At 63.1% G+C, this 14,352-nt stretch carries 7 protein-coding genes; all 7 read right to left on the bottom strand.

Features of this window, described 5'->3' with window-relative positions; translation table 11 throughout:
* Positions 1-16: 16 nt before the first annotated feature.
* The 7 genes from HKD28_RS11390 to HKD28_RS11360 are packed head-to-tail and all read right to left on the bottom strand — an operon-like array spanning position 17 to position 14,337.
* Positions 17-2,446, bottom strand: a complete 2,430-nt coding sequence (locus HKD28_RS11390; protein ID WP_194268215.1) for an ABC transporter permease — start codon at positions 2,444-2,446, stop codon at positions 17-19.
* Between the two features lie 10 nt (positions 2,447-2,456).
* Positions 2,457-3,869, bottom strand: coding sequence for a TolC family outer membrane protein (locus HKD28_RS11385; protein ID WP_194268214.1), 1,413 nt, complete (start codon positions 3,867-3,869; stop codon positions 2,457-2,459).
* Positions 3,870-3,900: 31 nt separating this feature from the next.
* Entirely contained in the window at positions 3,901-6,336 is a 2,436-nt protein-coding gene (locus tag HKD28_RS11380; RefSeq protein ID WP_194268213.1) for an ABC transporter permease, read from the bottom strand.
* Positions 6,337-6,341: 5 nt separating this feature from the next.
* Positions 6,342-8,741 (bottom strand): ABC transporter permease, encoded by a 2,400-nt coding sequence (locus HKD28_RS11375; protein ID WP_194268212.1) that lies wholly within the window; start codon positions 8,739-8,741, stop codon positions 6,342-6,344.
* Positions 8,742-8,746: 5 nt separating this feature from the next.
* Positions 8,747-11,176, bottom strand: a complete 2,430-nt coding sequence (locus tag HKD28_RS11370; protein WP_194268211.1) for an ABC transporter permease — start codon at positions 11,174-11,176, stop codon at positions 8,747-8,749.
* A gap of 5 nt (positions 11,177-11,181) precedes the next feature.
* Positions 11,182-13,626 (bottom strand): ABC transporter permease, encoded by a 2,445-nt coding sequence (locus HKD28_RS11365; protein ID WP_194268210.1) that lies wholly within the window; start codon positions 13,624-13,626, stop codon positions 11,182-11,184.
* Between the two features lie 27 nt (positions 13,627-13,653).
* Positions 13,654-14,337, bottom strand: a complete 684-nt coding sequence (locus HKD28_RS11360; protein WP_146859045.1) for an ABC transporter ATP-binding protein — start codon at positions 14,335-14,337, stop codon at positions 13,654-13,656.
* Positions 14,338-14,352 lie beyond the last annotated feature (15 nt).

The raw sequence follows: 14,352 nt of genomic DNA, 5'->3' as shown, positions 1-14,352 counted from the left end.
CTGTCTGTGCGGCCTGTTATCCGTTTTGGCGCAGGGCAGTGGCGGGGGGCAGGGTTGCGATGCGCCGGGTCTGGGTGATGATCGTCAGGACGGCGATGAAGATGGCCGCGGCCGTAACGGCGAGGAAGGGCAGGGGCGTCAGACTGATCCGGTCATCGAATGTGGACAGCCAGATCCGCATGAGGCCCCAGGCGACGGGCCATGCGATCAGGCTGGCGAAAGCGACCGGACGGAGAAACTGTGTGAGGAGAAGCCACAACACGTCCCGCGTTCCTGCACCGAGGACCTTGCGGATGCCGATTTCCTGACGTCGTCTTGAGACATTGAACGCCGAGAGGCCGTAAAGGCCCAGACAGGCAATTGCGATAGCGATCGTCGAGCCGATACCGAAGAGTGCGCCGTGGCTTTCATCTGCACGATAGTCCTCGGCGAAAATGTCTGACGCTGTCCGGGCAGAGAAAGCCACGTCCGGTGCGATTTCGGCCCAGGCTTTTGCAAGGCGCTCCATTTCGATCTGCGCGGACGCGCCGTTATAGCGGATCAGGCCGCCGATATAGGGGAACGAGCCAGAGGCCCCTGTGAACAGCAGCGGTTTCATGGGGGCATTTGCCGAATGGATCCGGATATCGTCGATGACGCCGATGACATGATAGGTCTGAGGCGCGCCTGATTCCTGAATATCTTTTCCGATGGCAGTCTGCGGAGACGCAAACCCGAAGCGTTCGGCGGCGAGGCGCGTCAGGATGACGCTGGTGCCGTTGCCGGCGGTGAACGGGTTGGCGGGATAATCCTGCCCATGATGGGGATCGAAAAACCGCCCCGCGAGAAGATGCGCGCCGATCGCGTCGAAATACCCTTCGGTTGCGCGTCCCCAGTTCATCGAGTGCTTTTCGGGATGGCCAACGCGTAGCCAGTCTTCGTTGTTGACGGCGTTATAGGGATAAATGTCTGACCGCGTTGCGATCCGCACACCCGGCACCTGGGCCAGACGCGCCATGATGTCGCGCTGGCGATTGAGGAGGGAGGAATCATCGAGCGCAGGGATGACGATCAGCCCGTCCTGCGTCATGCCACGATCCAGTGTCCGGACATGACGCGCCTGAAGACTCATGACGAGGCTGCAGATTGCGAGTGTCATGGCGAAGCTGAACTGCAGCACGACCAGAAGGGAGCGCAGTCCGCTCTCGATCCGCCCGCCCGCGGGGGTTTTGCTGGCGGCGAGAACCGCAGCCGGACGAAAGCCAGAAATGACCAGAGCGGGATAGAAGCCTGCCAGTGTTCCGGCACCCAGCACGACCAGCCCATCAACCGACAGGACAAATCCCCAGTCCATCGACAAGCTCCAGCCGCCCCACAGATTGACCCAGTGCAGGGCGAGCTCCGTCAGAGCCGTGCCCAGAGCGGCAGCGATCATGACCATTAGATAGGCTTCGCTCATGAACTGCGCGATCAGGCGCGGACGTGTCGCGCCTAGAACCTTGCGCACCGCCACTTCACGCGCACGCAAGGCCGAGCGTGCCGTGGCCAGATTGACATAGTTGATAATGGCTGTGGCCAGACCAGCCAGTCCAATCAGACCCAGAATGCGGATGAGAGCCTGGCTGTTGCCGCCTTCCCCGATGGCCGCCGCATGAAAATGAAAATCTTTCAGCGGCAGCAGGTTCAGTCCGCCGGTCCCGAACATTTCCTCAAGTAGAGCCTTCGTCCAGTTTCCGGGATGGGTGTAGGGATAGTGCGCGAGACCGGCGCGGATGCGCAGGAGGGCGCGCGGGTCATCGATACGGAGCCAGATCGTGCCCCAGAGCGAACCCCAGTTCGTGAAGGCGTAGCGGGAGAGCCAGTTCGTCGGAATAACTTCGATCAGATCGAATTTCATCGTCTGGTTCGGTGGCTGGGGGGCGAGAATACCGGTTACGATCGCGTCCGTCTGGCCATTATCGATGCGCAGCCGCTTGCCCAGCGCCTGTTCGGTTCCAAAGTATTTTCGCGCCATATCGGCTGAAATCACGACCTTCCCAGGGCCATCCAGTGCGGTGGCGCGGTCTCCGGCGAGAAGGGGCAGTGCGAAGACGGAAAAGAACTCCGGGTCCGTCATCGTCACCTTTTCCTGCGCGAGGAGTGCCCCGCCCCGCACCACGAGCGTTTCCTGCATGATCCGGATGACGGCGCTGATTTCCGGGAAGTCCTGCTTCAGGAACGGGAAAGGCACGAAGCTGATGAAATCGCTGTCGGCCGGTGCGTGTCCGGCCGGGCGGAAGGCTTCGTCCACGGCATAGAGATGCGAGACGTTGGGAACGCTGGAATCATAACTGGTTTCGTACCGCACGATCAGCGCCATCGTGAGGAAAACGGCGATGCCGAGCGCCAGACCCGCCAGATTGAGAAGCGTATAGCGTTTCTGGGCGGTAAGGGTGCGCCAGGTTGCTCTGAAGGTCTCTGCGAACATCGTTTTTTCCTTACCAGCCGGCTTTGTCGATGGCGGAGATCGGCGCCTGAAGGGGCTCCCAGCCGCGCGTGCGGGCGCGCTGGAGCTTCGCTGCGGCGTCATAATGCGGAAGGTTGGGCAACAGGTCTTCGGCCTGCAGACGGCCCATCGAGGCGAGGAGGGTGGCTTCGGCGACGATGGTGTCATGGCGGCTTCCGGCGAGTTCCACCTGTGCCGAACGCAGATTCTGATCGGCATAGAGCACGTCGGTCGTGCTGCGTAGGCCGTAGCCATATTCGATCTGATAGCCTTTGAGGGAAGTCTCGCCGGAGCGGACTTCCGTCGTCCCGGCGCGGATGGCTTGCAGCCCGTTTTCGACCGCGTGCCAATTGGTCGCCACGTCCTGCAAGGCGGTGCGCCGGGCGAGTTCGACGCTCTCGCGGGCCTGTTCGTCCTTGTTGCGGGCCTGACGGATCTGCGAATTATACAGATCGCCATTATAGATCGGCTGCACGAGCTGGACGAGGCCCGTTACCTGCTCGCCATACTGGTCGCCGTGGAACGGGGAGGCCGGGCCGATCGTTCCGAACGTGCCTTGCACCTGAATCTGAGGGCCCCATTGCGAGCGTGCGGTGTCGATATCGGCGGCGGTGGCTTTCTTGGTTTCCTGCATCTGGATCAGCTGCGGATTGAGCGCCAGTGCGGTTCTCAGCGCCTGATCCAGTGTCGCGGGTAGGCCGGGCAGGCCGTTCGGCATCGTCAGTGTGTCCGGCTCCGTCCCGATGACCGCGCGGAACTGCGCAACCGAGGCCGCGAGCGTGGCCTGAGCCTGTGTGACGGCGACTTCCGCTGAACGACGTCGCGTTTCCGCCTGTTCGACATCTGTGCGCGTCACCTGCTCGGAGGGCTGCCCGCCGAGGGTGTAGCGGGAGGTTGTGAGCTGTACCTGACGGGTGAGCATGTCCAGATCGGCCCGCCGCACGTCGAGAATGTTCCGGTCTCGCAACACGTTCATATAGGCCGTTACCACACCGGTGAAGACCTGCGCCTCGGTCAGTCGCAACTGGTGCAGCTCCGCTCGCGAGCGCGCATCCGCCGCGCGCACCTGATTGGCGACGTGACCGAACGAATAGAGCGTCTGTTTGGCCGAGACATACCCTTCAGCGGAGTTGGACGTATAGGACCCCAGGGCGAAGGCGCTGGTATAGGGTCCCTGCTGATAGGAGGCGTCCATGTTAACCTGAACGGTCGGTCGCCAGCCGGACCGGGCTTGTGCGGAGTTTTCGGTGACGGCGCGCTGGTTGGCCTGTTCCCCCCGCAACGTTGGATTGCTGCGATAGGCAAGTGCCAGCGCCTCCTGAAGTGTCAGGGCGTCCGCCGGAGCGGGCAGAAGAGCGGGGACCGAGGCCAGCAGGGTGAGGATGAGGGCTTTACGGTAAGTCATGGGCGTATCGGGTCCGGAAGAAGCGCGGGGCTTACTGGGAGCTGAGAGCGATGGCGGGCGCGCTGCGGGCGCCGCGGCGGATCTGGAGCAGGGTGGTGAGTGTGGCGAGCGTCAGCACGATCAGCGCGGTCAGGGCGAAATAGAGCGGGGAGAGGCTGATGCGCCGGTCGAACCCGGACAGCCAGCCCCGCATCACCCACCAGGCGACCGGCCAGGCGATGAGGTTTGCGATCAGGACGGGGCGCAGGAATTGCAGCACTAAAAGCCGCGTGACCTGTTGCGCCGTTGCGCCGAGCACTTTGCGGACGCCGATTTCGAACAGGCGGCGGCGCACGTTGAACACGGCGATGCCGTACAGACCGATGCAGGAAATCGACAGCGTCACGAAGGACGCGACGATCATCAGCGTCCCACGCTGTTTTTCCGGCCGGGTGTCGTCGTCGATGATGTCGCCGACACTGCGCAGGTTCAGTGCGCTTTCGGGATAGACCTGCTTCCACACCGTGGCGATCGCAGTCCGGATGGCGTTTTCGGGAGCGTGGTCGAAGCGGACGGAGAGCACGCCGTAACCGATCGGGCCGGATACGGCGTAATACAGTGCGGGCGTGACACTGGCGCGGCTGTTTTTGAACCGCATGTCGGCGACGACGCCAATGATCGTCTGGATGTCCTTGCCGTGCAGCGTGATGGGCGTTCCGATGGCGCTGGCAGCGTCTGCAAAGCCGAGCGCGCGGATGGCGGACTCGTTGAGGACGACGCTGTGGGTGCCGAATGTCCAGCTCTGTCCGGCCAGAAAGCTGTCGAAGGGTGCGACCGGCATGGCGCGGCTGTCATAATCGTGGCTCGTGTCGAACAGGCGACCGGCGAGGAGATGCGCGCCCCAGACAGGCAGCGTGGAGGGCTGCATCGCGACTATGGCCAGCAGAGGCGGTGGGTCTGAACGTCCCGGACGGGTCGTATCGAATGTTATGCCCGCTCTTCCGCCGCCGGGTGCGTCGTCCGCAACCGTGACGCCGGTGACGCCGGGCAGGCCACGGACGAGATCGCTCAGGCGTTGCTGGCGCAGGCGCTCGGCCTGTTCGTTCGGCAGATAGGCCATCAGAAGGCCGGACTGCTGAAAACCGCGATCCATCGTCTGGAGCAGATGGGTCTGACGCCAGATGACCAGTGTGCAGATCGTCAGCGTCACGGCGAAGGCGAATTGAGCGACGGTCAGCCCCTCCCGCAGACGGCTGCCAAGACGCCCACTTCCCGGCATCCGGGCCGAGGCGAGAACAGCCGCCGGGCGGAAGCGCGAGAGCATCCAGGACGGATAGGCCCCCGCGCAGGCCCCGCCGATGATTGCGGAAGCCAACAGCAGGGGCAGGGCGAAACCGAAATCGAGGCCGACCGGCCAGCCGCTTAATGTGCTGATCCAGGGGAGGCTCAGTTCGGTCAGGACGAGCGCGATGACGGCCGCGATCAGGGCCAGACCGATGGCCTCCGCCGTGAAAGACAGTCCGAGTGTCAGGACTGTGGCGCCCAGCACCTTGCGCATTGCGACTTCCCGCGCGCGGGTTGCGGCAAGGGCCGTGGAGAGCGTGACGAAATTGACCAGACCCGCCCCGAGTGCGAGCAGCCCGACGACACCGAGAATGATCGGCAGGCGTTCATCCGCCCCGCCCCAGCCAATGGTCGCGTCGAAGAAATGGAGTGTCGTGAGGGGCCGTGCGCGAATTTTGAACGCCTTGGCGTCTTCCGATGACAGTCCGGCGGCATGACGCTGTACGATACCACTGAGAAGATCGGGCAGTCGGGATGCGACGGCTGGTGAAACCCGCACCCAGGTCTCGGCTGCGCTCATTTCCCACGAGGACCCGACCTGCATTTCGGAGGCGGAGGTTGGGACGAGAAGATCGAATTGTGGCGTGGTGTTCGGCGGCAGGTCCTTCAGGACGCCGGTGACATGGAGCCGTTCGGTCCGGCCCTTCTGCGTGATGTCCAGCGTCTTCCCCAGAACATCGTGATCCCGGCCGAAGAAACGCCGCGCCTGCGTTCGTGTCAGCACCACGCCTTCAGGAACAAGGGCCGTGCGCGGATCGCCCTCCGCCAGCGGGAGCGCGAAGACATCGAACAGGTGGGTATCGGTCCGGGCAATGAAGACGTCCCAGGCGTTGTCGTTGACGCGGACGGTCGCTCCGGAGAAGCCACGCAGGATCGCGGTCGCGTTCCAGTCCGGATGCTCTGCGCGGAGCGCATCGATCAGCCGGATGCTGGAGACCGAGGCTTCCTCGTCGGAGAAGGCATCCAGCCGGTAGATATGCCCTGCATCGGGGATCCAGCGATCGAAGGTGAATTCGTAACGCACGATCAGCGCAAGCGTCAGGAACGCCGCCATGCCGAGCGCCATGCCCAGCACGTTCAGGGTCGTGAACAGGCGGCGCTGGAGAATGCCGCGCCAGAAAACGAGGGCGATATGGGAAAGCATGGCGTTTACTCCGCTCTGAGCGCGCGGGCCGGTTCGGCACGGGCGAGGCGCAGGGTCTGTCCGAGGACGGTGAGGGCGGCGATAAGCAGGGTCACGAGGACCACGACTGCGAAATCGAGCCAGGAGAGCGCGATGCGCTGGTGGAAGCCGGACAGCCAGGAGCGCATCACGAACAGCGCCGGAAAGGCCGCCATGATGCAGGCCAGCAGCACGGGACGCAGGAAATCGCCGAGCATGAGGGTCAGCACGTTGTGCGTCGTGGCCCCGAGCGCCTTGCGGATTCCGACTTCATGGGTGCGTCGCAGGGCCGTGAAGGACGCCAGACCGTACAGGCCCAGACAGGCGATGAAAATCGCGATGCCGGACGCGATGGAGAACAGCCATCCCCGGCGCTGCTCCGTGATGTAGAACGTGGACATACGGTCCTGCACCGTGCGGAAACTGGTCGGATCATCAGGGAAAACCGGGTCCCAGGCCGATTTGAGGCGCGTTTTCATGATGTTTTCGGGCACGCCCGAGAAACGGACCGACGCATGGGGATAATCGAGGGCGGCGGTTGAATTGAACGTAATCTGCGGGGAGACATCATCGCGGGCGGAGACGAAGCGCATGTCTTCCATGACGCCGATGACCCGCAGCGTGACGGGACCGCTTTTGAGGGGCGTGCCTATGGCGCTTTCCGGTGAGGCAAAGCCCAGCCGGGACACGGCCGTGCGGTTGAGGACGACGTTCCATGTCTTTCCGGGCGATTTGTGGAATGCGTCATCACCGGGGCTGTCGTCTTCGCCATGGCTGTTGTCGAACCACCGGCCTGCAAGCATGCGGGGGCGATAGGTCGTGGCGTAGTCTCCGACGACCGTATCGCCGAGGACATGAATGTCTTCGCGATGGGGGCCGACAGGCGTCACGTTGAAGCGGTGGCGGTTGTCGATGTTCGGGGTCAGCTCTGACAGCGATGCGGAGACGACACCCGGCGTATGGCGCAGGGCCTCAAGGATTGCCCGTTGCTTTGCGATATCGCTCGTCATGATGTCGGAGCTGATCAGGATGCCGTCACGGGCGAACCCCAGATCCTGTGACTGCATGAAATGGGCCTGCCGGTTCACCACCAGTGTGCAGATGGCGAAGGCCACTGCGAAGGCGAACTGCACGATGACGAGACCGTTCCGCAGACGCGTTGCCCCGCGTCCGCCAGACGGCATGCGCGTGGCCGCCAGAACATGCGCGGGCTGGTAGGAAGACAGGACGAGCGCGGGGTAGATCCCGCAGGCAAGCCCCGTCAGCAGCACGACACAGAGGAGGAAGGGCAGGGCGATCTCGCACAGGGCGAGCGCGAGTGCGCCGCCAATGGCGGTACTGGCGATCGCTTCGCCGACGAACTGGACGAACAGTGCCTTTCGCGTGGCGCCGAGCGTCTTGCGGATGGCGACTTCCCGCGCGCGCAGACCGGAGCGGGCCGTGGCGAGATTGATGGCGTTGAGCACGGCAAGAAGAAGCGCGAGGGCGCCGATCAGTGCGAGAATATTCACCACCGAGCGATCGGTCGCGTCATCGCCGCCGACGACATGCAGGTCATTGAAATGCGTCTCGCGCAGACTGACGAGGGACAGGGCGAAGCGCCGTTCGGGGTGGACGCCCTCGCTGCTGTCATCATTCGCCGTACCGGACGCATGGTCGATCACGAAGCGGGTCAGGTTTCTTGCGATGGCGGTACGGTCGGCTTCGCTCCGCAGATGAAGGAAGATATTGCCCGAGCTTGAACCCCAGCGTGTGAACTGTGGTTTCTGCATTTCATCGGACGGGAAAGGCGTGAGGGCGTCCGGGGCGATCGTGACCGGACCGGACGCGCGCGCCAGTACGCCTGTGACCGTCTGACTGCTGCGGTGCCCTTCATGATCGGTTGTGAGCGTGCGTCCCAGCACGTCGGTCGTGCCAAACAGCGCCTGTGCCGTATCGGCGGACAGGACGATGGCGTCGGGCCTGCTCAGGGCTGAACGCGGGTCGCCGTGTTCAAGCGGGAGGGCGATGACGTTGAAAAAGGACGGGTCCACCATGGCGGCATCGGCGGAGATGCTTCTGTCGCCGTTATGGAGCTGGTAGTCTTCCGTTTCGTAGCGCGTCGTATCGACGATCTGCGGGAAATCGGTGCGCAGGAACGGAAAGGCGATGAACGGGACATCGGCATATTCCTGCGGTGCGCTGCCCGGGAACATGAGATGGGAGTCCAGCCGAAGGACATGCGCCGCGTCGGGAATGGTCGCGTTGAAGCTGTATTCGTAACGGACCTGAAGGGTCAGCACGAGGCAGACCGCCATGCCGAGCCCCAGCCCGAGGACGTTGAGCGCCAGATAGAGCGGCTGACGCCGGGCCTGACGGAGGATGCTGCGCAGGATGGTGAAGAGCATGACGGTTACTCCGCGCGCAGGGCGCGTGCAGGCTCGGCCCGGGCGACGCGCAAGGTCTGGAACAGGACGGTCAGGGCGGCCACAAACAGCGCCGCCACGAAAACCGAGGCGAAATAAATCGGAGAGAGCGCAATCCGTGCGTCGAAGCCCGACAGCCAGTTCCGCATCATCATCCAGGCCAGGGCACAGCCGATCAGCCCGGCTCCCACAACCGGCTTGAGAAACTGTCCCATCAGCAGGCCCAGAACGCGGCCGGTCGTTGCGCCCAGTGTCTTGCGGATGCCGACCTCAAGCATCCGGCGGGCGACGGTGAAGGAGGCGAGAGCGTACATGCCCATCACCGCGATGAAGATGGCAATGCCCGCGCCGATGGCCAGAAGCTCGCCGCGCCGTTCGTCGTCACGATAGTCACCGGACAGCAGATCGGTGGCCAGAACGGCGTTAAATGCGAGACCGGGTGCTCTTTGCCGCCAGATCGCCTGAAGAGCGGTTTTGACGTCCTGTTTCGAACGGTTTTCAAAGCGGATGCCGGCGCTTGTGAAACGGTACGGGGAGGACGTGTAGAAATAAACATGGGGAACGCTCTGTTCGCGTGCCGATTTCAGGCGGATATCATTTACCACGCCGATGATGCGCCATGACGCACGATCAGTATTCTTGCGGATCGTCTGGCCCAACGCGGCTTCTGGCGTTGTGTAGCCCAGTGCGCGTGCGGAACTGACGTCGATGATGGCTGAATGGATGCCGCTTCCTTTCTGCTGGTCGTCTTCGCCATGGGCGTCGTCGAACAGACGCCCCGCTATCAGGTGCATTCCGAAGAGCTGAAAGTAGTCGCGTCCGATATCCTGCCATTCGAGCCGCGGGCGGTGATCCGGCATGGTTGCGGGCGAAAAATAATCACCTGCGAAGAAGCCGTAATTACCCGGCATCGTGTAGAAATAGGACACCGTCGTCACACCCGGAATGCTGCGGAAAGCATCCATGAGCGACAGTTGTGTGGCCGAGGGGCCGACATTGTCGATGAACGGAATGAAGGCCAGCCCGCTGCTTTCGAACCCGCGGTTCATGTCCCGCACGAAAACGGACTGGCGCAGGATTACCACGCTTGAGGCACTCAGCCCGATCGCAAAGCCGAACTGAACGACCACAAGTCCGAGACGGACGATGGCGCCAAGGCGGCCCATCGTCGCCATGCGCGAGGCCGCAAGCACTCTTGCGGGCTGGTAGGACGAAAGCCACAGAGCCGGATAGGCGCCCGCCATCAGGCCCACGACGATCGTCAGCGCCAGGAGTGTCGGCAGCACAAGGCCATAGGGAATGACGATATCCCATCCGCCCAGCGCGTTGACTGTCGGGATGGCGATTTCAATCAGGGCCAGGGCCGGGATGGCTGCGCACAGGACAAGCAGCATCGCCTCGCCCATGAACTGGACGATCAGATCGCGTCGTGTGGCACCCAGCGTCTTGCGCATCGCCACTTCGCGGGCACGGAGCAGACCACGGGCGGCAGACAGGTTGATCTTGTTGATAAGGGCGGAGAGGAGCGCCAGAACGCCGATGAGCCCCAGCATGATGACGCCGGTCCGGCTGGCGTCCGAGGCCCCCAGCGTTCCGTCAAGGAAATGCAGGGACGGCAGTTCGCGGACCCGCCAGTCGCGTAATTCCCCGTTCTCCCGCACCCGTGCGGGCACATGGTCGTTGGAAAACTGCGCCATCGCATTCTGCATGTGTCTGGCGTCGGAGGGGCTGCGGAGACGAAAGAAGAGATATCCGCCCTCGATCCCCCACTGCATGAAGGCCGGGGAGGCCAGCATTGCACTGTCGATCGGGATCAGCATGTCGGGTCTGAGTGTCGTATTGCCCGGGACCGGGCCGAGAACGCCGGTTACAGTGAGGTCCGCCTTGCGCCCGTCGTGATCGACCGTCAGTCTGCGCCCGATCACGTCGATCGTATGGAAATAGGCCAGTGCGCGTTCCTGCGAAAGAACGATGCTGTTTGGTGCCGACAGCGCGGAAGCCGTATTGCCGCGCAGAAGCGGGTAGGGCAGCGTCGCGAAGAAATCGGGATCCACATAGAGCGCGTTGGACGCGTGGATATCGTCCGGTGTGATAATGGAAATATTGTCGGGGCGGATGCGCGTGGCATGTGTGATTTCAGGGAAAGCTGTCCGGAGCGCGTCGTAAACCCGGAACGGGGCATCCGCGATTTCCGCCGGTTTCCCGCCGGACGCATTCACCGCATCCAGTCGATAGATGTCGCCTGAATCGGTGAGCCACCGGTCGAACGTGAATTCGTAGCGGACGATCAGCCCAAAGGTGAGGCAGGTCGCAAGCCCAAGGGCCAGTCCTGCGATGTTGATGGCCGTATAGAGCCGATGATGGCGCATCTGGCGAAAGAACGCCGTGAAAACAGGAGAGACGTATCGGGAGAGCATGACGGTCACTCCGCGCGAAGGGCACGGGCGGGTTCGGCCCGGGCGAGGCCGAAGGTCCGGCCGAAGATTGTCAGCGCACACAGCAAAGCGGCGAGCAGCGTGGTGAGCACGAAATACAGAGGCGTGAGTGCGACCGGGTTGTCGAAGCCCGTGAGCCAGTTCCGCATGAACAGCCAGGCCACAGGCCAGGCGATCAGGCTCGCGTACAGGACAGGGCGCAGGAACTGCCCCAGCAGCAGGCGCATGATCTGCGCGGTCGTGGCGCCCAGTGTCTTGCGGATGCCGACTTCATGCATCCGGCGTTCGGCATTGAAAGCCGCCAGTCCGTACAGACCGAGGCAGGCGATGGCGATGGCGACGGCCGCGCCAATGCTGAACAGACGGCCGCGTGCGAAATCGCCCCGGGTTGAGTCCGCGATGATTTCGGTCATGGTCTGCGGCTCGAACGGAACGCCGGGTGCCAGTGTCGGCCATGCCCTGCGCAGTGCATCCAGAACACGGGGCATTGCACCAGGTGCGGTCCGGAACGCGATGATCCCCTGCTCGATCGGGCCTGTTTCAAGTTCGTAGATCGGGGGAGGCAAGGTGTCCTGCCCGGAATTGAGAATGACGTCCTCGACGACACCGACAATCGTGCGTTTCTCGGCGATATGGCTGTCACCAAACATGAAGGTCTGTCCCAGAGCGGCCTGCGGCGAGGAAAAACCGAGCTTGCGCGTTGCTTCCCGGCTGAGGACAAAGTTCTGCGCCAGCACGTCCGGATTGCCGTTTTTCGTATGTGTGACATCTGTCGCGTGGGCGGATGTTGTCAGGCGTCCCGCGAGCAGGTGCAGCCGGAACGTCCTGAAGAATGCTTCGTCATGGGCGACGGTCTGCGCCATGAAGGCTTTCTGGCCGGGTGCGCGGTGGACGCTCCCGACGTCGTAGCGCCCGAGTGTCCCTCCCGCCGAGACGGACAGGTCGGTGACTTCGGGCATGGCGCGCAGGAGGTTCACGATGGCGGTCTGCTGCCTGTCCAGCGCGGTGAGGTTTTCCGTGGCGATAATGGCGAGGCCGGGGATCGTCATGCCCCGGTCCAGATGACGCAGATGCAGCGCCTGCGCGTTGACGACGAGGGTGCAGATCCCGAGCGTCACGGCGAATGCGAACTGGAGCCCCACCAGAAAGAGCCGGATCCGTGCACCGAAGCGCCCCTGTGCCGGAAGGCGGGCGGAAGCGAGGACCGGTGCGGGTGAAAAGGAGGACAGCATGAAAGCGGGATAAAAGCCGGCTCCCAGCGTGAGGACGACGATGACGCCGCAGAGGAGGGGGAGTGTCCAGCCGTAATCCAGCGCCACGGCCCAGCCCGAGAGGCTGGCGACCATCGGGAGCGCGATTTCCGTCAGGATCAGTCCCAGCATGGCCGCCAGCGTCGTCAGCACGAGGGTTTCCCCCAGAAAGCGGATCATCAGCCGGGTGTGGGAGGCGCCGAGAACTTTGCGGATGGCCACTTCCCGCGCCCGACCCAGAGACTGCGCGGTGGCGAGATTGACGTAATTCATCGCTCCCGCGAGCAGGGAGAGGGTGCCGATTGCGGCGAGTGCGAACAGCACGCTGCGTGATGCCCCGTCCTCCGCCACGCCATCGGAGCCGAAATGAACGAGCGGGAGAGGAACAATCTTGAGGGTCATTTTTTCACCCCCCGGATCTTTCTGCTCAATGGCGCGGGACATCGGGGAGGTCATCAGGACGTCATGGGCGTTTTGCAGAAAAGACTGGCGCAAGGCGGGTGTGGGCAGCACCGCGTAGGTTTGCGCGCACATCGTGTCCCAGCCGTCGCACGGGCGGTCCGCAGCAGTTTTCGGGATAGCGGCAATCAGATCGGTCGGGATCGTGGTGTTGGACGGATGGTCGCGAAGCACTCCCGCGACACGATAGACGGAAGTCTTGCCATGACGCGTAACCTCCAGTGTCTGGCCGAGCGCGGGTTTTTCCCCAAACAGCTGCCGCGCCATGGTCGCCGACAGGATGATGTTTTCGGGCGAGGAGAGAACGGCTGGCGAACCGGCTGTGAATTTCAGGTCGAAAAGGTCGAAGAAATTCGGATCGACGAAGCTGACCGTCTGGTCGTAATGCACCGTTTTGCTAATGTCCGAAGGCGCCACCAGGTCTGCGGAGATCTGTTCAAGGCGCGTGCCTTGCAGGCCGGGAATACGGGTTTGGACGGCCGGAAGCATCGGATCATGAAGCGCGGCCATATGAAATGTGCCGCTGCCGATCATGAAATCAGCCTGCAGTTCGTAGATCGACGCCGATTGCCGGTAAAAGCCGTCCCAGCCCAGTTCGTAACGCGCCACCAGCGCCAGGGTGAGAAACGTGGCCACGCCCAACCCAAGACCGATCACATTCAGGGCGGTGTAGAGCCTGTAGCGCACGGCCAGTCGCCAGAAATCCGACATCATCGTTCTCATGGCCCTCGTTCCTCCCTTGCTGTCGCTTCAGATCGCGTTGCGGACGGAGACGACGACCTGTCCGTCGAGCATGTCGATGCGGCGGCGGGCGAGGTCGGCGTGGCTTGGAGAGTGCGTGACCATGATGATGGTGGCGCCCTCGTCGTTCAGGCGCTGGAGGATGTCCATCACCTGTGCGCCGTTTTCGGTGTCGAGATTGCCGGTCGGTTCGTCGGCGAGGATCAGGCTCGGTTCGCCCACGATGGCGCGCGCGATGGCCGCGCGCTGCTGCTGACCGCCGGAAAGCTGGGACGGGTAATGCCGTGCACGATGGGCGATGCCGACATGGTCCATGGCATGGGACACACGGCTCTGCCGTTCGGCTTTGGGCATGTTGCGATAGATCAGGGCGAGTTCGATATTCTCCTCGATCGTCAGTTCGTCGATCAGGTTGAAGCTCTGGAACACGTAGCCCAGATGCTCGCGGCGGAATTTCGCCAGTTCTGCCTCGTTCATCGCCGTCAGTTCATGCTCACCGAAGCGGTATGAGCCCCCGGTCGGGCGGTCGATCGTGCCGAGGATGTTCAGCAGCGTGGACTTGCCGCAGCCCGACGGCCCCATGATCGCGACGAATTCGCCTTTTTCGATCTGGAGTTCGATGTCGTGCAGAGCGGTCGTCTCCACTTCGTCGGAGCGGTAGAGGCGCTGGATGTGCGAGAGTTCGATCAGCATGGTGTCCGGTCCTGC

Origin of the sequence: Gluconobacter cadivus, from assembly GCF_015244745.1 — a bacterium.
GTDB lineage: Bacteria > Pseudomonadota > Alphaproteobacteria > Acetobacterales > Acetobacteraceae > Gluconobacter > Gluconobacter cadivus.
The sequence above is the reverse complement of the archived record's forward strand: the minus strand, read 5'-3'. Positions and strand labels throughout refer to the sequence as shown.

Excerpts from the sequence above, each read along its gene's own strand:
- HKD28_RS11385 (WP_194268214.1), bottom strand. The coding sequence starts at position 3,869 with ATGACTTACCGTAAAGCCCTCATCCTCACCCTGCTGGCCTCGGTCCCC.
- HKD28_RS11390 (WP_194268215.1), bottom strand. The coding sequence starts at position 2,446 with ATGTTCGCAGAGACCTTCAGAGCAACCTGGCGCACCCTTACCGCCCAG.
- HKD28_RS11360 (WP_146859045.1), bottom strand. The coding sequence starts at position 14,337 with ATGCTGATCGAACTCTCGCACATCCAGCGCCTCTACCGCTCCGACGAA.
- HKD28_RS11380 (WP_194268213.1), bottom strand. The coding sequence starts at position 6,336 with ATGCTTTCCCATATCGCCCTCGTTTTCTGGCGCGGCATTCTCCAGCGC.
- HKD28_RS11375 (WP_194268212.1), bottom strand. The coding sequence starts at position 8,741 with ATGCTCTTCACCATCCTGCGCAGCATCCTCCGTCAGGCCCGGCGTCAG.
- HKD28_RS11370 (WP_194268211.1), bottom strand. The coding sequence starts at position 11,176 with ATGCTCTCCCGATACGTCTCTCCTGTTTTCACGGCGTTCTTTCGCCAG.
- HKD28_RS11365 (WP_194268210.1), bottom strand. The coding sequence starts at position 13,626 with ATGAGAACGATGATGTCGGATTTCTGGCGACTGGCCGTGCGCTACAGG.